Below are 15,954 nucleotides of genomic sequence, written 5' to 3'. Positions count from 1 at the left end.
GCCTGCGGCACGCCGCGGAGACGGCGACGGCGGCACAGGGCCTGTCCGACCGCCCCTGGTACGACGCCCGCCGCCTGGACATCGACCTGCTGCTGTGGCGGCTGCGCGAGCACCCCGATCTGGCCGCCTTCGTGGAGCGCGCGATCGGCCCGCTCCGCGACCACGACGTCCGCTCCAAGCCGCCCCTGCTTCCCACCCTGCAGACGTACTTGGCGCACGCGGGCCGCAAGGCGGAGACCGCCCGCGAGCTGCATCTCAACCGGCAGACCCTCTACAACCGCCTTGCCAGGATCGGTGAGTTGCTGGGCACGGACCTGGACGACCCGCAGACGGTACTGGCGTTGAGCCTGGCACTACGGGCACGCAGGCATGTTCCGTAGCGGGTGCCGTCGGTCCAGGCCGACCCCGACCGGGGAAGCCCGGAGGGCACTCGCCGGTCAGCCCAGCGGCCGGGGCTGCGTGAACTCGTCGTAGACGCTCAGCACTTGGGCGACCGTCTCGTCCTCGGTCGGCCAAGTGGCGGCCTGCCAGGCGCCCTTCTCCCGCAGGACCTCCTGTCGAGCGGGATCGGCGAGCAGCCGCACGACGGCGTCGGCGAGCGCCTTCGAGTTCCCGTACGGGACGAGTTCGGCCGCGTCGCCGACCATCTCGGGGATGCCCCCGACCGCTGTGGCGACCAGCGGCACGCGCGCGTGGAGGGCCTCCTGCGCCAGCACCGCGCGCGACTCCCACCTGCTCGGCAGCAGAGCGAGGTCGGCGGCGGCGAGCAGTTCCGTGATGTCGTCGCGCCGCCCGATGAGCCGGACCGGCAGCTCCTCGTCCTCGATCCGGCGCTGGAGAACCGCCCGCAGCGGCCCCTCCCCCGCGATCACCAGCAGCGGCACGGGATCGAGGCGGCACCACGCGCGCGCGGCGTCCAGCAGCGTGTGGTAGCCGCGGTGCCGGTCGAGCGAGCCGACCGCCATCAGCAACGGACGGTCGGTCGAGCCGAGTTCGGCCCGCGCCTTGTGCCGGAACCGGTCGGGTTCCGCGGGTTCGGCGGGCGGGCGCGGCGCGGGAAGCGCGACGGCGGCGAGCCGCGCGTCACGCGCTCCCCTGCTGCGCGCCCGGTCCACCAGGTCGGACGAGGTCCCGAGCACCACGGCGGCGGCTCTGGCGACCCGCCGCTCAAGGAGCCGCAGTATGTGGGCCCGCGCGCCGTCGGCCTCCGAGCGGGTGTGCCAGGTCACGATGAGGGGAACGCGCCGCCCGCTCAGTGCCAGCGCCGCCCGCAGCGCCGCGTGCAGCCCGTGCGCGTGCACGAGATCGGCGTCCGCGCAGGCGGCCCGCAGTGCGGACACGGAGGCGGGGTCGCTGCTGCGGGGCACGGGAACGTGGTGCGCGCCGACCTCGCTGAACCCGTACACGCGGTCCGCCTCGGCAGGAGCGCACACGGTGACCCGCACCCCCCGGGCGACCAGGCCCGCGGCCAGCGACCGCACATGCGCGCTGCTGCCCGCGCTGCCTCCGCCGAGCACCTGCACGGTGCGCAGCGGCGACTGGCCGTGCGGTGAGTGGCTGCTCACGTGGCTCACGTGGCCGGGGCTCCTGGTTCGGCGTCGGACGGTCACGAAGAAACGTACAGAAGGGTCGCGCAGAGGGGGTTCACCGCACGTCGTGCACCGCGTACTACGCCAAGGATGCCAGGCCGCACGGACGCTCCGGCACCGCCATCACGACGAGGGCACGTCAGACGGGGCAACCTGGCGACGACGATCACCCGCACGAGTGATGAATAGCCCATTCCGGGGAGGGCGAGCCACAAGGGACCCCACCCGGCGCCCCCAACCACCCACGTCTCGCAAGCCGCCTCGACACCGAAGAGCACTCGTCGCACCGCGAGCCTCCCCTGTGTCGGGAATGCCCCCGCACACCGCACCCCGCCGCCCCTGCGTCGAAGGTGCACCCGCGCACCGCGGCGTGCCCCGGGGTCCTCACTCCGCGGTGCGCCCCAACGTCCTCGCCGCTCGGCTGATCTTGTCCCCGAAGGCCGTCGCGGCCACCAGCGCCGCCGCGTGGACGGCAAGGCCCGCCCGGCCGTTGCCCAGGGCGATGGCGGTGCCCAGGGTCGCGCCCAGCGCGTGGGCACCCGTGTCACCGATCATGGCGCGCTCGCCCAGGTCGTCGGCGAGTACGGCGGCGACGGCGCCCATCGCCACCGCGGACAGCTGTCCCGCGTCCCCACCGCGCAGCACTCCGGGCACGCCCAGCGCGAGGACGGCACCGGCGGCCCGCCCCGGCCGCACATCGACCAGGTTGACGAGATGCGCGGTACCGGCGATCACGACTCCCGCGAGCAGTCTGTCGACGGGCCGCTCCTTGAGCACCGCCCCGGCCACCAGCCCCGCAGCCGCGATCCCGAACAACTTGACCGCCCCATTGGTCACTTCGCCGCCGCGCAACGCCCCCAGATGCGCCCGGAACCCCCGCCGCGGGTCACCCGCTCCGGCGACATCGTCGTACGCCCCGCACGCACCGGCGACGGCGACGGCCACCGCGGCGGCGGGGTGCACCCGCCCCGCCGCGAGCGCCGAACCCACGGCGGTCGCGGGGCCCGCGTAGAGCTCGACGCTCCGCCCGGCGTAGTTGTGACGGGCCCAACGGGCAGGGCCGCCGGGCGGGCTGGAACGCAGGGCGATGAAGCACGCGCGCGTGACCGCGGCTGCGGTACCGAATCCGGCGGTCCGCCCCATGCTCGTGATCATGCGATCACCCTAAGGGGGCGCACGAAGCGGTCCGGACGCCGGGACCACGGAGCGAGAGCCGAGCGGCCACGCGGCGACACGAACCGCCGCGCAGTGGCCGCCGAGCGGCCGGGGCGGAACCCGCTCGGCGGGGCAGCCGGCCACGCGGGGCGGACCGCCCCGCCAGGGCCTGACCGGCCTGTCCGCCCCCTTCACATCGGGATCGGACAGCGGCCTCCGGTGCCGTGCGTCGCACGGCGGAGGACCGCCCTCGTACCGGGCGTACCCGGGCGTGCCCGACAGCGCGGCGAGACGCGGTGCCAGGCGCCGCGGGCCCGGCGGGAAGGCCGGACAGGCCCCTAGCCGTCGGAGCGTGCCGTTGCCAGCAGTTCCTCCGCGTGGGCCCGGGCCGTCTCGGAGTCCTCCTGGCCGGCGAGCATCCGGGACAGTTCGCGAATCCGCTCCTCGCCCTCCAGCACCTTCACACCGGACCGGGTCACCGACCCGTCGTTCGTCTTCTCGACCAGCAACTGCCGGTCGGCGAAGGCGGCCACCTGGGGCAGATGCGTCACGACGACGACCTGAGCCGTGCGGGCGAGCCGCGCCAGCCGTCGCCCGATCTCGACCGCGGCCTTGCCGCCGACCCCCGCGTCGACCTCGTCGAAGAGATACGTCGGCACCGGGTCCGTCCCCGCGAACACGACCTCCACCGCGAGCATCACGCGCGAGAGCTCACCGCCGGACGCCCCCTTGGCGATGGGCCGCGGCGGTGCCCCGGGATGCGGGGCGAGCAGCAGTTCCACCTCGTCGACACCGGCCGGGCCGTAGGCCACCGTGCGTCCGCCGACCTCCACCCCCTCCGGGTCGTCGGTCTGCCGGAGCTCGAAGGACACGCGCGCGTGCGGCATGGCGAGCGAGGCCAGTTCGGCGGTCACGGCGGCGGCGAACCGCTCGGCCGCCTCCGTACGCGCGTCCGTCAGTGCCTGGGCGAGACCGCCCAGTTCACCGCGCAGCGCGTCCCGCTCGGCGGTCAGCTCGTCGAGCCGGTCGTCGTCGCCGTCGAGTTCGGTGAGCCGCTCGGCGCTCCGCTCGGCCCAGGCGAGCACGGCGTCGATGTCCGCGCCGTACTTCCGGGTCAGCTGGGTGAGGGCGGCCCGGCGCTCCTCGACCGCGGACAGCCGCAGCGGGTCGGCGTCCAGATCGTCGGCGTAGCCCGCGAGTTCGCCCGCCACGTCGCCGAGCAGGATGGCGATCTCCCCGATCCGCCCGGACAGCGTGGCAAGGGCCGAGTCGTGGGACCGTACGGCCTCCAGGGCACGGTGGGCGCCCGCGACCAGCGTGGCCGCGTCGATGCCCTCCGGGTCCTCGGGATTGCCCGCCAGCGCCGCGTGCGCGGCCGTGGCGGCCGATGCCAGCGCCTCCGCGTGACCGAGCCGCTCCGCCTCCGCCGCCAACTCCGTGTCCTCGCCCGCGCGCGGCTCCACGGCCGCGACCTCGTCGAGTCCGAAGCGCAGCATGTCGGCTTCCTGGACCCGCTCCCGCGCGCGCGTCGTGATCTCGTCCAGTTCGGCCGAGATGGCCCGCAGCCGGCGGTAGGCGCCCGCGTACTTGGCGAGCGGAACGGCGACCGCGTCACCCGCGTACCGGTCGAGGGCCTGCCGCTGCCGGGACAGCTTGAGCAGCCCCTGCTGGTCGGTCTGGCCGTGCACCGCCACGAGTTCGTCGGCGAGTTCGGCGAGTACGCCCACCGGCACCGAGCGCCCGCCCAGGTGCGCGCGTGAGCGCCCCTCGGCGGAAACGGTACGGCTGATGAGCAGAACACCGTCTTCGAGCTCGGCGCCCGCTTCCTCGGCCCGTACGACGGCCGTCCCGCCCGCGGGTACGCTGATCCGCCCCTCCACGACCGCGCTCTTGGCGCCGATCCTCACGAGGGCCGGGTCCGCGCGCCCGCCCAGCAGCAGCCCGAGGCTGGTGACCACCATCGTCTTGCCCGCGCCGGTCTCACCGGTCACGGCGGTGAAGCCTGGTGACAGCTCGACGACCGCGTCGTCGATGACTCCGAGCGACCGTATCCGCATCTCCTCCAACACGTCCCCGACCATACGAGGTTTTCCCGGCCCCGTGCGACGCCGCCCCCCGCAAAGAGAACCGAGCGTTACCTTCGGGGGGTGATCTCGTTCGCCGTCGGCCCGTGCGGAGGCGGTCCGGCACCCGGGGCGGAACCCGGGTGCCGCGCGCGTTTACTGGTGCGGCGCCCCGCGCCACCCGGAGACCGGCAGCGCGAACTTGGCGACGAGCCGGTCGGTGAAGGACGCGTGGTGCAGCCGGGCCAGCCGCACGGGCACGGCCCCGCGCCGCACCTCGACGCGCGCGCCGGGCGGCAGCTCCACCGTCCGCCGCCCGTCGCACCACAGCACGCCCGGCGGAACGTGCGGCAGCACCTCCACCGCGAGCACCGAGTCCGGTGAGGTGACCAGCGGTTTGGCGAACAGGGCGTGCGCGCTGATCGGCACCATCAGCAGCGCCTCGACCTCGGGCCAGACCACGGGCCCGCCCGCGGAGAAGGCGTACGCCGTCGACCCGGTCGGGGTCGCGCAGACGATCCCGTCGCAGCCGAACCCGGTGACGGGCCGGCCGTCGATCTCCAGCACCACTTCGAGGAGCTTCTCGGCGGAGACCTTCTGCACGGCCGCCTCGTTCAGCGCCCAGTCGGTGTGCACGATGTCGCCGTTGCGGTGCACGACCACATCGACGGTCATGCGTTCCTCGACCTCGTACGCCTTGGTGACGACCCGGTCGACGACCTTGTCCAGGTCGTCGCGCTCGGCCTCGGCGAGGAAGCCGACCCGTCCGAGGTTGACGCCGAGCATCGGCACCCCGGAAGCACGGGCGAACTCGGCGCCGCGCAGCAGCGTTCCGTCACCACCGAGGACGATGAGCAGCTCGCAGCCGTCGAGACACTGCGGAGTGGCCTCCTGGACCAGCTCCACCTCGTCCGGCAGCGGCAGATCGGCCGCCTCGGCCGCCAGCACCCGTACGCCGATCCCGGAGCGCAGCAGCCCCTGGACCACCAGCTCGGCGCTGCGGATGGCTGCCGGCCGCCCGGTGTGGGCCAGCAGAAAAACTGTACGAGCTCGGGTCTGTGTCAACGCGGCCCCTCCGCCACTGCACGGTCAACGTCGGCCGGGTCGAGTTCGGGTGCCCCGGCACGCAGCCACAGAAAGTACTCGACGTTGCCCGACGGTCCGGGCAACGGGCTTGCTGTCACGCCCTTCACTCCGAGCCCCAGCTCATGGGCTCGCCCCGCCACGCCACGCACGGTCTCGGCGCGCAGCTCCGGGCTGCGCACGACACCACCGCTGCCCAGCCGGTCCTTCCCCACCTCGAACTGCGGCTTGACCATCATCACCAGGTCGGCATCCGGCGCCGTGCACCGCGCGAGGGCGGGCAGCACCAGTCCGAGCGGGATGAAGGACAGATCCCCGACAACAAGGTCCACGGGCTCCCCATCGATCGCCTCCAACGTCAACTCGCGTACGTTCGTACGGTCCTTGACGGTGACGCGTTCATCGCTTTGGAGAGACCAGGCGAGTTGTCCGTAACCGACGTCCACGGCGACGACATGGGCGGCGCCCGCGCGCAGCAGTACGTCGGTGAAACCTCCGGTGGACGCGCCCGCGTCCAGCGCCCGCCGCCCCTCCACCTTCAGGCCCTCGGGCACGAAGACGGCGAGCGCGCCGGCGAGCTTGTGCCCACCGCGCGAGACGTAGTCGGGGTCGTCGGCGTCCTCGCTGACCACGATCGCCGCGGCGGTCTCGACCTGTGTGGCGGGCTTGGTCGCGAGGGTCTTGCCCACGCTGACCCTGCCCGCGGCGATCAGCTGTCCGGCGTGCTCGCGTGAGCGGGCGAGCTTCCTGCGGACCAGCTCGGCGTCGAGGCGGCGGCGTGCCACTCCTGCCACGTTCGGTTCAGCTCCTGCGGTCGTACGGCCATGGACGGGTATGCCCCGAAGGGTCTCATTGAGGGGCGGCGGCCGGGCGGCCGACGGGAGCCGGAGCTCCCGGGCGGACGTCGAGCGCGGTGAGCGCGTCGCGCAGCCCCCGGTGCACATCCTCGTACACCTCGACGTGTCCGTCCGTGGCGAGGTGGTCGGCGTCGGCCAGCCGGTCGAGCCGGGCGTCGACGTCGGCGTTACCCGAGGGGACGCGCGGGACGTTCAGCGAGGCCGGCGCCGCGGGGTCGTACGCGGGTTCCGGCGCCGCCCCGGCGGGCGGGCCGGACTCCGCCGCGGTCGCCGCCTCGGGGAGCTCGCCCCCGGGAACTGAGTCGTTCATGCCCCGACGCTACCGCGAAGGGCTGCGGTACCGTCGATCACGATGGCGACGATTGAGGAGTGCCGCACCGCACTCGACAAGCTTTCGGACAACATGGCGAGCGCCGAGGGGGACGTACGCACCGCTGCGGCCCTGGACCGCTCGCTGAGCTGCCGTATCCCCGATTTGGACATCACCTTCGTCGGCCGCCTCAGAGGCGGCCGGATCGAGGTGCTCGACACCCTCCAGGGCCCGCCCCCCGAGCGGGCCCAGATCCGTCTGACCATGAACGGCGACGACCTGGTGTCCCTGGTGAACGGCGAGCTGAACTTCGCGAAGGCCTGGGGCTCGGGCCGGGTGAAGCTGGAGGCCGGTCTGCGGGACCTGTTCCGGCTCAGGACCCTTCTTTAGCGGTCGCGGACGCCGTGGCGCGCGCCCGTGCCCTGCGTGCCGCGGGCACCACGAGCGGTGTCCCGGTCTCCGGGTCGTCGATGACCTGGCAGCGCAGTCCGAAGACCTCCTCGACCAGGTCGGCCGTGACGATGTCGGTCGGCGCTCCCTCGGCGACGACCTCGCCGCCGCGCAGGGCGATCAGGTGGGTGGCGTACCGGGCCGCGTGGTTGAGATCGTGCAGGACCGCGACCAGAGTGCGGCCCTGCGTCTCGTGGAGCTCGGCGCACAGGTCGAGGACGTCGATCTGGTGCTGGATGTCGAGGTAGGTCGTCGGCTCGTCCAGGAGGAGCAGCGGGGTCTGCTGCGCGAGCGCCATCGCGATCCACACGCGCTGGCGCTGACCGCCGGACAATTCGTCGACATAGCGATCGGCGAGCCCGGCGACGCCGGTCGAGGCCATCGACTCCTGGACCACCCGCTCGTCCTCGGCCGACCACTGACGCAGCAGGCCCTGGTGCGGGTAGCGGCCCCGGCCGACCAGGTCGCCGACCGTGATCCCGTCCGGCGCGATCGACGACTGCGGCAGCAGCCCGAGGGTGCGCGCCACCTTCTTCGCGGGCATCGACTGGATGACCTGCCCGTCGAGCAGCACCCGCCCCTCCGAGGGCTTCAGCATGCGCGAAAGGGCACGCAGCAGGGTGGACTTGCCGCAGGCGTTCGGGCCGACGATCACCGTGAAGGAGTTGTCGGGGATCTCCACCGACAGCTTCTCCGCGATGACGCGCTGGTCGTAGCCGAGGGTGACATGGTCGGCGGACAGGCGGTTCACAGTGCTCCTCCGGGTGTTCTCGTGCGCCTGGTCGTTCGCACGCGCCGCGTTCTTCGATCCGCTCGCCATCGGATTCGCCGGCCCGCTCGCAGCCGGGTTCGCCGCGGGGCTCGCAGCCGGTTCGGCCTGTCCGTTCGCAGTCGGCTGGGCCGCGCCGCTCATATCCGACCCGCCTTGCGTTCGGTGACCAGCAGCCACAGCAGATAGACGCCGCCGAGGACGCCGGTCACGACACCCACGGGCAGCTGGTCGGCACCGAAGGCCCGCTGCGAGGCCCAGTCCGCGACGACGAGCAGGGTCGCGCCCATGCACATCGACGGCACCAGGTTCGGTCCGGGCGACCGGGTGAGCCGCCGGGCCAGCTGCGGCGCGGTGAGTGCCACGAAACCGACCGGTCCCGCGGCGGCCGTGGCGCCCGCGGTGAGCAGTACGGCGGCCACCATCAGCAGCAGCCGAGTCCGCTCGACGCTCACTCCGAGGGCGTACGACACGTCGTCGCCCATCTCCATCATCCGCAGCCCGCGCGCGTTGCCGAGGACGAGGGGGACGAGGACGGCGCACATGATGAGCAGGGGCCAGACCTGCGCCCAGTCACGGCCGTTGAGGGAGCCGGTCATCCAGACGACGGCGCGGGCCGCGTCGACGATGTCGGCCTTGGTGAGGAGATAACCGTTGACCGCCGTGACGATCGAGGAGACACCGATACCGACCAGGACCAGTCGATAACCGTGCACCCCGCGCTTCCACGCGAGCAGATAGATGGCGAGCCCGGTCACGAGTCCGCCGACGAGAGCCCCGAGCGCGACCTCGGTCGCGCTGCCCGAGTACAGCACGATCATGATGAGCGCGCCGGCCGTGGAACCCTGCCCGAGACCGAGCACGTCCGGGCTGCCCAGCGGATTGCGCGAGATGGACTGGAAGAGAGCTCCGCCCAGCCCGAGCGAGGCCCCGACCAGCAGCCCGACGAGAACGCGCGGCAGCCGCAGATCGTTGACGATGAACTCCTGGCTGGCGCTGCCGTCGCCGACCAGGGTCTTGAGCACATCACCGGCCGGGATCGGGAAGTCGCCGGTGCCGATGAGCACCACGCTCGCGGTGGCCGCGGCCACCAGCAGCAGCACGACCACGGCGAACGTCCGGATGTCGAAGCGGACGGACAGCCCGCCGACTGTACGGACGGCCCGGACGCGGCGCGCGGGAGATGCCGGGACGCGTTGGGCTCCGGCCGGTCGGATACGTGGGGTCGTCACAGCTGCGCCGTCCTCCGTCGCCGTACGAGAAAGATGAAGACCGGACCGCCAAGGACCGCTGTGACGATGCCGACCTGCAACTCCGCCGGCCGGGCGACCATCCGTCCCAGGACATCGGCGCCGAGCAGCAGCACGGGCGACAGAACGGTGGCGTACGGCAGGATCCAGCGCAGGTCGGGCCCGGTGAAGGAGCGGACGACGTGCGGGACCATCAGCCCGACGAACACGATCGGCCCGCAGGCGGCGGTCGCGGCGCCGCACAGCACGGTCGCGGCGGCCATGGAGAGCGCGCGGGTGCGGTTCAGGTTGGCGCCGAGCGCACGGGCGGTGTCGTCGCCCATGGCCACCGCGTTCAGCGGCCGGGCGAGGGCCAGCGCGAGAAGTGTGCCCACGGCCAGAAACGGCAGTACCTGCTCGATCGTCGAGTCGGTCGCCGAAGCGAGTGAACCGACCGTCCAGAAGCGCATCTTGCCGAGCGCCGCGTCATCCATGATCATCACGGCCTGCAGATAGCCGTACAGCGCGGCGCTGATGGCGGTTCCGGCCAGCGCGAGCCGCACCGGGGTCGCGCCCCGGCTGCCGCCCAGGAACCACACCAGCGTTCCGACCGCGGCCGCCCCTACGAAGGCGAACCAGACATAGCCACTCAGCGATGTGACACCGAAGTAGGTGATCGCGGTGACGACCGCGGCGGACGCGCCCGCGTTGATGCCGAGCAGACCGGGGTCGGCCAGCGGGTTGCGGGTGAGCGCCTGGAGGACGGCACCGGACAGCCCGAGCGCGGCGCCGACCAGCAGCCCGAGCACGGTACGGGAGATGCGGTCACCGACCACGACGTCGGAGTACGTCCCCGAGTCGTGGAACAGGCCGTGCCACACCTGGTCCAGCGGCAGCGCTTTCGCACCGATCGCGATGCTCGCCAGCGCGACCAGCAGCAGGACACCCACGGAGACGAGGAGCCCAACGGTCCATATCGCCCGGCGGGTTGGGGGCGCGGGAGCATTTTCCGCGCACTGTTCAGGAGGACTGTCGACCAACACGAGGTTAGGTTAGCCTACCCTCGCATTACCTATCGATCCGCCTGCACTCCCACCCCCGACGCCTGGCTAGAGACCCAGCCGCGCCAGCGCCTTCCCCCCGTCCAGCTCGCAACTGCCCTCTCCCGCGGCCGTCCACGCCGCCGCGCACAGGGCCCGCAGACCGTCGAGGGCCTCGCCCTCGCCCGTCAGCTCGAACTCCTCGCTGCCCGCCGTCGCCGTCCAGCCGCCGCAACGGAACCCGCCGCCCGCTTCGACGACCTCGGGCTGCCCGGTGAGCATTCCGCGCAGATCGGCGTCGACATATGTCGGCCGGTGCTGCGGCGGCGCGGCGAGGAGCTGCGCGCCGTCCGTCACGCCGGTGAGGACGAGCAGCGAGTCCACCTCTCCGTTGAACGCGCCCTCGATGTCCGTGTCCAGCCGGTCACCGACCACCAGCGGCCGCTTCGCCCCGGTCCGCAGAATCGTCTCGCGGTGCATCGGGGGCAACGGCTTGCCCGCCACCTGCGGCTCGGCACCCGTGGCGATGCGGACGACCTCCACCGCCGCGCCGTTCCCGGGCGCGATCCCGCGCGCGCCCGGAATCGTCAGATCGGTGTTGGAGGCGAACCAGGGCACTCCGCGCGCGATGGCGTAACACGCCTCCGCGAAGCGCGACCAGGTCAGATCGGGACCGCCGTACCCCTGTACGACCGCGACGGGCTCGTCCTCCGCCGAGTCGACCGGCTCCAGACCGCGCTCGCGGAGCGCGACCCGCAGCCCCTCACCGCCGATGACCAGCACGCGCGCTCCCGCGGGCACCTGCTCGCTGATGAGCCGGGCCACGGCCTGCGCCGAGGTGATGACGTCCGAGGCCACCGTCGGTATGCCCAGCTCCGTGAGGTGCTCGGCGACCGCCTCCGGAGTGCGCAGCGCGTTGTTGGTGACGTACGCGAGGTGCATTCCGCCCGCGCGCGCCGTCCCGAGGGACTCGACGGCGTACGCGATGGCATGACCGCCCGCGTACACCACGCCGTCCAGATCCAGCAGCGCCGTGTCATACGCCTCGCTCAGGGCCTGGCCACTGCCCTCGGGCCGCGTCCTGACGGTCTGGCTCATTGAACATCGCTCCTCGTTCGATCCCTTTGCCCCGATCATCGCGCATGCCACTGACACACTTACGATGCCCCAATGAACTATGCAGGTCCCGAGGAGGAAACACCGGCAGGGAGCGGCCTCGAACTCACCCCGTTCCGAGGCCTGCGCTACGACCCCGACCGGGTCGGCAGCCTGGCCGCCGTGACATCCCCGCCGTACGACGTGATCGTCCGGCCCGACGGACTGCTCGAACTCGAATCGGCCGACCCGTACAACATCGTCCGGCTGATCCTCCCGCAGGACGGCACCCCCGCCGCCCGCAACAGGCAGGCCGCCGACACGCTGCGCCACTGGCTGTCGGAAGGCGTTCTGGCAGCCGACCCCGAGCCGGGCCTGTACGTGTACGAGCAGCGCGACGGCGACCTGCTGCAGCGGGGCGTGATCGGCAACCTGCGCCTGTCCGAACCGGCCGCCGGTGTCGTCCTCCCGCACGAGGACGTGATGCCGCATGTCATCGCGGACCGCGCGGCCCTGATGCGCGCCACGTCCGCCAACCTCGAACCCCTGCTTCTGACCTATCGCGGCAACGGTTCCGGGTACGGCACGGCCGCTGTCATCGAACGCACCGCCGCCCGCCCGCCGCTGCTGTCCACCACCACGGAGGACGGCATCAGCCACCGCCTGTGGGCGGTCACGGATCCGGCCGGGCTCTCGGAGATCCGGACAGACCTCGGCCGGCACCAGGCCCTGATCGCCGACGGCCATCACCGCTGGGCGACCTATCTGCGTCTACGCGCGGAGCATCCCTCGCCGAGCCCCTGGGACTACGGTCTGGTCCTCCTGGTGGACACCGCGCGCTACCCACTGCGCGTCCGGGCCATCCACCGCCTGCTGCACCGCCTGCCCGTCGCCGAGGCGCTGGCCGCCCTCGGGGACTCCTTCCGCGTACGTCACCTCGACGTACCCCTCGCCGAGGCCCTGGAGGCCCTCTCCTCGGCGGCCGCCGAGGGAAACGCCTTCCTCCTCGCCGGCGACGGCACCTTCCACCTCGTCGACCGCCCGTCGCCGGACCTCCTCGCCCGTACGATCCCGGCCGACCGCCCGGAGGCCTGGCGCACGCTGGACGCCACGGTCCTGCACGCCGTACTCCTCGACCATGTGTGGGGCATCCCGGAGGACTCCCCCGCGCACATCGCGTACATCCACGACACGAGTGCCACGGTCGAGAAGGCGGAACGCGACGGAGGCACGGCCGTCCTGATGCACCCGGTCCACGAGGACGTTGTGCGCGATCTCGCCCGCCAGGGGGTCACGATGCCGCGCAAGTCGACGTCCTTCGGCCCGAAACCGGCGTCGGGACTGGTCCTTCGGGCGCTCGCTCCCTGAAGGGGCGCAGGCCCCTGAAACGCCACGTGGGCGGCGGGACACCTTCCGGTGTCCCGCCGCCCACGTGTTGTTCCGCCGCAGTACCCGGCGTCAGCTCTGAGGACGGTGAGGAGCGTCGTCCTCGCGGTCGTCCTCGTCGTTGTCGCGGTCGTCGTCCTCGTCCTCGAGGTCGTCGACGTCGTCCGTGATCCCGTCCGTGGTCACGGACGGGATCTCCTCGTCCTCGTCCTCGTCGTCCTGGTGCTCGTCCTCGGCGCGGACCTCTGTCCCGGCCTTGGACGCGCCCACCTGGCCGCGCTCGGACTCGTCGTCGTCCTCGACCAGGGCGTCGACGAACTCGACGCCGTCCAGCTCGGCGAGCCGGTCGGAGGCGTCCGTGCTGCCGTCCTTGTCGGACTCGACGGTCTTGGCGAACCACTCGCGCGCCTCGCCCTCACGCCCTGCGGCGAGGAGCGCGTCGGCGTAGGCGTACCGCAGCCGCGCGGTCCAGGGCTGGACGGAGTTCGAGGCGAGCTCTGGGCTCTGAAGGGTGACGATGGCGGCTTCCAGCTGGTCCATGTCACGCCGGGCACCGGCCGCCACGAGCCGCATCTCGACCTGGCTAGCCTTGTCCAGCTTCTGCACCTCGGGCGCCCCGGCCATCTCCAGCGCCTTCTCGGGCCTACCGAGACCACGCTCGCAGTCCGCCATCACGGGCCACAGCTCCACGCTGCCGGTCATCCTGCGCGCGGCGCGGAACTCGGCGAGTGCCTCGCTGTACTTCTGGTTCGCGTACGCGGCGAACCCGGCCGCCTCGCGCACGGCGGCGACACGCGACGCCAGCCTCAGGGCGATCCTCGAGTACGCGTAGGCACCCTCGGGGTCCTCGTCGATGAGCCGGGCCACCATCACCAGGTTGCGGGAGACATCCTCGGCAAGGCCCTTGGGCAGGCTCATGAGCTCCTGCCGCACGTCCTTGTCGATCTCCTCGCCCGTGATGTCGTCCGGGATCGGCAGCCGCTTGATCGGCTCACGGTCCCGCTCCCGCTCGTCACGGAAACGGCCGCCACCGCGCCGGTCGTCGCCCCCGCGGTCGTCGCGACCACGGAAGCCACCGGGACGCCCGCCCCGGTCGTCGCCGCGCGGTCCACCGCGACCACGGTCGTCGCTTCCCCGGTCGTCGCCGCGCGGTCCACCGCGACCACGGTCGTCGCTTCCCCGGTCGTCACGGCCGCGGAAGCCGCCACCGCTGCTGCTGCCACGGTTGTCGTCCCGGCGGAACCCACCACGGTCGTCATCACGACGCGGGGTGCTGGGCCGATCGTCACGACGGAAGGGCGGACGGTCCGTGTCACGGCGGGGACCACGGTCGTCGCGGCGGAAGTCGCTGCCGGCGCGGTTGTCGTCCCGGCGGAAGCCGCCGCGATCGTCGTCACGGCGCGGGGTACTGGGCCGGTCGTCGCGACGGAAGCCGCCACGGTCGTCGTCACGGCGGGGAGTGCTGGGCCGATCGTCACGCCGGTCGTCGCGACGGAAGCCGCCGCCGGTGCTGCTGCCACCACGGTCGTCACGGCGGAAGCCGCCACCGCTGCTGCTGCTGCCACGGTTGTCGTCCCGGCGGAACCCACCACGGTCGTCATCACGACGCGGGGTGCTGGGCCGATCGTCACGACGGAAGGGCGGACGATCCGTGTCACGGCGGGGACCACGGTCGTCGCGGCGGTCATCACGACGGTCGTCGCGACGGAAGCCGCCACCGCTGCTACTGCCACCACGGTCGTCACGGCGGAATCCACCGCCACTACCGCCACCGCGGTTGTCGTCACGAGGGAAGCCACCGGCACCACCGCGGTTGTCGTCACGACGGAAGCCGCCACCGCTGCTACTGCCACCACGGTCGTCGCGACGGAACCCGCCACCACTACCGCCACCGCGGTTGTCGTCGCGACGGAACCCGCCACCACTGCCACCACCGCGGTTGTCGTCACGACGGAACCCACCGCCACCACCGGCACCACCACGGTTGTCATCGCGACGGAAGCCACCACCGCCGCTGCTGCTGCTGCCACGGTCGTCGCGACGGAACCCGCCACCACTACCGCCACCGCGGTTGTCGTCACGACGGAACCCACCGCCACCACCGGCACCACCACGGTTGTCATCGCGACGGAAGCCACCACGGTCGTCATCACGACGCGGGCTGCTGGGCCGGTCGTCACGATTGAAGGCAGGACGGTCCCCGTCGCGACGGGGACCGGACGCACGGTCGTCACGGCGCGGACCGCTCGGCCGGTCGTCGCGACGGAACGGCGGCCGGCCGCCCCGGTCACCCTCGCGGTGGTCATCCCGACCGCCTGAGCCGCCACGGTTGTCGTCACGGCGGAATCCACCGCGGTCACCGCCACGGTCACCACCGCGGCTGTCGTCACGCCGGCCGGAGCCGCCGCGGTCATTGTCTCGGCGCGGGCCCCCGCGGCTGTCACCGCGGTCACCACTGTCACGACGGCGCTGGTCGCGCTCCGGTCGCTCGTCGGGAGAGTTGGTGGACATGGGTGACTCCTGTCATCGGTACCGCAAGTCATTCTCGCGCAGCCGGGTACTCGGCGCGCTTCGGAAAAAACAAAAAAGGACCCCTGGTTCCAGCGAGTCGCTGGGACCAAGGGTCCTCCAAAGATTGTTCGGCGGCGTCCTACTCTCCCACAGGGTCCCCCCTGCAGTACCATCGGCGCTGTGAGGCTTAGCTTCCGGGTTCGGAATGTAACCGGGCGTTTCCCTCACGCTATGACCACCGAAACCCTGTCAGACACCCCGTCATAAACGAGGTCTCGAACGGGCAGCGAACAAGCACACTTTTCAATTAAGTAAGTGGAACTGTTCAGCCAGCACAACCGTTCGTTGTCTGGGAACTACACAGTGGACGCGAGCAACTGAGGACAAGCCCTCGGCCTATTAGTACCAGTCACCTCC

The 15,954-nt window shown here is 72.2% G+C and carries 14 protein-coding genes, 1 rRNA gene and 1 pseudogene; 3 read left to right on the top strand and 13 right to left on the bottom strand.

The genetic code is table 11. The features are described from left to right. Window positions 1-380, top strand: a 380-nt coding sequence (locus tag N4G66_RS43845; protein WP_261709918.1) for a PucR family transcriptional regulator, incomplete at its 5' end; no start/stop codon positions are given. A 57-nt stretch (window positions 381-437) separates the two neighbouring features. On the opposite strand, the gene N4G66_RS43840 is transcribed toward N4G66_RS43845, so the two are convergent. From N4G66_RS43840 to N4G66_RS43815, 6 genes are all read right to left on the bottom strand, one after another. Beyond that, window positions 438-1,574 carry a glycosyltransferase family 4 protein gene (locus tag N4G66_RS43840; protein WP_261709917.1) on the bottom strand — a complete coding sequence of 379 codons (1,137 nt, stop codon included), beginning with the start codon at window positions 1,572-1,574 and terminating at the stop codon, window positions 438-440. 399 nt (window positions 1,575-1,973) lie between these two features. Beyond that, complete coding sequence (locus N4G66_RS43835; protein WP_261709916.1) at window positions 1,974-2,744, bottom strand: hypothetical protein; 771 nt, start codon at window positions 2,742-2,744, stop codon at window positions 1,974-1,976. Window positions 2,745-3,082: 338 nt separating this feature from the next. Continuing rightward, window positions 3,083-4,825, bottom strand: a complete 1,743-nt coding sequence (recN, locus tag N4G66_RS43830; protein ID WP_261709915.1) for a DNA repair protein RecN — start codon at window positions 4,823-4,825, stop codon at window positions 3,083-3,085. 138 nt (window positions 4,826-4,963) lie between these two features. Beyond that, a complete protein-coding gene (locus N4G66_RS43825; RefSeq protein ID WP_261709914.1) occupies window positions 4,964-5,872 on the bottom strand; it encodes an NAD kinase in 909 nt (302 codons plus the stop codon). Next, window positions 5,869-6,684: a TlyA family RNA methyltransferase gene (locus N4G66_RS43820; protein ID WP_261709913.1), complete on the bottom strand. Its 816-nt coding sequence runs from the start codon at window positions 6,682-6,684 to the stop codon at window positions 5,869-5,871. The genes N4G66_RS43825 and N4G66_RS43820 overlap by 4 nt, the downstream gene beginning before the upstream one ends. 55 nt (window positions 6,685-6,739) lie before the next feature. After that, window positions 6,740-7,057: a hypothetical protein gene (locus tag N4G66_RS43815; protein WP_261709912.1), complete on the bottom strand. Its 318-nt coding sequence runs from the start codon at window positions 7,055-7,057 to the stop codon at window positions 6,740-6,742. 42 nt (window positions 7,058-7,099) lie between these two features. Here N4G66_RS43815 and N4G66_RS43810 point away from each other — a divergent pair, with 42 nt between their 5' ends. Continuing rightward, window positions 7,100-7,447, top strand: coding sequence for an SCP2 sterol-binding domain-containing protein (locus N4G66_RS43810; RefSeq protein WP_261709911.1), 348 nt, complete (start codon window positions 7,100-7,102; stop codon window positions 7,445-7,447). Here N4G66_RS43810 and N4G66_RS43805 read toward each other — a convergent pair. The 4 genes from N4G66_RS43805 to N4G66_RS43790 all read right to left on the bottom strand — a co-directional run bounded on the left by N4G66_RS43805 (window position 7,431) and on the right by N4G66_RS43790 (window position 11,643). After that, window positions 7,431-8,327, bottom strand: a complete 897-nt coding sequence (locus tag N4G66_RS43805; RefSeq protein WP_261709910.1) for an ABC transporter ATP-binding protein — start codon at window positions 8,325-8,327, stop codon at window positions 7,431-7,433. The genes N4G66_RS43810 and N4G66_RS43805 overlap by 17 nt on opposite strands. Before the next feature lie 89 nt (window positions 8,328-8,416). Beyond that, entirely contained in the window at window positions 8,417-9,493 is a 1,077-nt protein-coding gene (locus N4G66_RS43800; RefSeq protein ID WP_261709920.1) for a FecCD family ABC transporter permease, read from the bottom strand. Between the two features lie 11 nt (window positions 9,494-9,504). Continuing rightward, window positions 9,505-10,548, bottom strand: a complete 1,044-nt coding sequence (locus N4G66_RS43795) for a FecCD family ABC transporter permease (RefSeq protein WP_261709909.1) — start codon at window positions 10,546-10,548, stop codon at window positions 9,505-9,507. Between the two features lie 66 nt (window positions 10,549-10,614). Beyond that, window positions 10,615-11,643 (bottom strand): HAD hydrolase-like protein, encoded by a 1,029-nt coding sequence (locus tag N4G66_RS43790; protein WP_261709908.1) that lies wholly within the window; start codon window positions 11,641-11,643, stop codon window positions 10,615-10,617. Window positions 11,644-11,715: 72 nt separating this feature from the next. Here N4G66_RS43790 and N4G66_RS43785 point away from each other — a divergent pair, with 72 nt between their 5' ends. Further along, on the top strand, window positions 11,716-13,008 hold the full coding sequence (locus tag N4G66_RS43785) for a DUF1015 domain-containing protein (RefSeq protein ID WP_261709907.1): 1,293 nt from the start codon (window positions 11,716-11,718) through the stop codon (window positions 13,006-13,008). Window positions 13,009-13,098: 90 nt separating this feature from the next. Here the strand turns inward: N4G66_RS43785 and N4G66_RS43780 are convergent, their stop codons facing one another. From N4G66_RS43780 to rrf, 3 genes and pseudogenes are all read right to left on the bottom strand, one after another. Beyond that, window positions 13,099-13,959: a hypothetical protein gene (locus N4G66_RS43780; RefSeq protein ID WP_261709919.1), complete on the bottom strand. Its 861-nt coding sequence runs from the start codon at window positions 13,957-13,959 to the stop codon at window positions 13,099-13,101. A gap of 477 nt (window positions 13,960-14,436) precedes the next feature. Further along, window positions 14,437-15,111 (bottom strand): annotated as a pseudogene (locus N4G66_RS46330) (DEAD/DEAH box helicase); the annotation flags it as partial. Window positions 15,112-15,663: 552 nt separating this feature from the next. After that, window positions 15,664-15,780, bottom strand: a 5S ribosomal RNA gene (rrf, locus tag N4G66_RS43770). Window positions 15,781-15,954: the final 174 nt, after the last annotated feature.

Source organism: Streptomyces rhizosphaerihabitans (genome assembly GCF_025399795.1).
Lineage (GTDB): Bacteria > Actinomycetota > Actinomycetes > Streptomycetales > Streptomycetaceae > Streptomyces > Streptomyces rhizosphaerihabitans.
The sequence above is the reverse complement of the archived record's forward strand: the minus strand, read 5'-3'. Positions and strand labels throughout refer to the sequence as shown.

What these genes read in the sequence shown, in the direction of transcription:
- N4G66_RS43835 (WP_261709916.1), bottom strand. Translation starts at nt 2,744, where the DNA reads ATGATCACGAGCATGGGGCGGACCGCCGGATTCGGTACCGCAGCCGCG.
- N4G66_RS43785 (WP_261709907.1), top strand. Translation starts at nt 11,716, where the DNA reads ATGAACTATGCAGGTCCCGAGGAGGAAACACCGGCAGGGAGCGGCCTC.
- N4G66_RS43790 (WP_261709908.1), bottom strand. Translation starts at nt 11,643, where the DNA reads ATGAGCCAGACCGTCAGGACGCGGCCCGAGGGCAGTGGCCAGGCCCTG.
- N4G66_RS43805 (WP_261709910.1), bottom strand. Translation starts at nt 8,327, where the DNA reads ATGGCGAGCGGATCGAAGAACGCGGCGCGTGCGAACGACCAGGCGCAC.
- recN (WP_261709915.1), bottom strand. Translation starts at nt 4,825, where the DNA reads ATGGTCGGGGACGTGTTGGAGGAGATGCGGATACGGTCGCTCGGAGTC.
- N4G66_RS43810 (WP_261709911.1), top strand. Translation starts at nt 7,100, where the DNA reads ATGGCGACGATTGAGGAGTGCCGCACCGCACTCGACAAGCTTTCGGAC.
- N4G66_RS43815 (WP_261709912.1), bottom strand. Translation starts at nt 7,057, where the DNA reads ATGAACGACTCAGTTCCCGGGGGCGAGCTCCCCGAGGCGGCGACCGCG.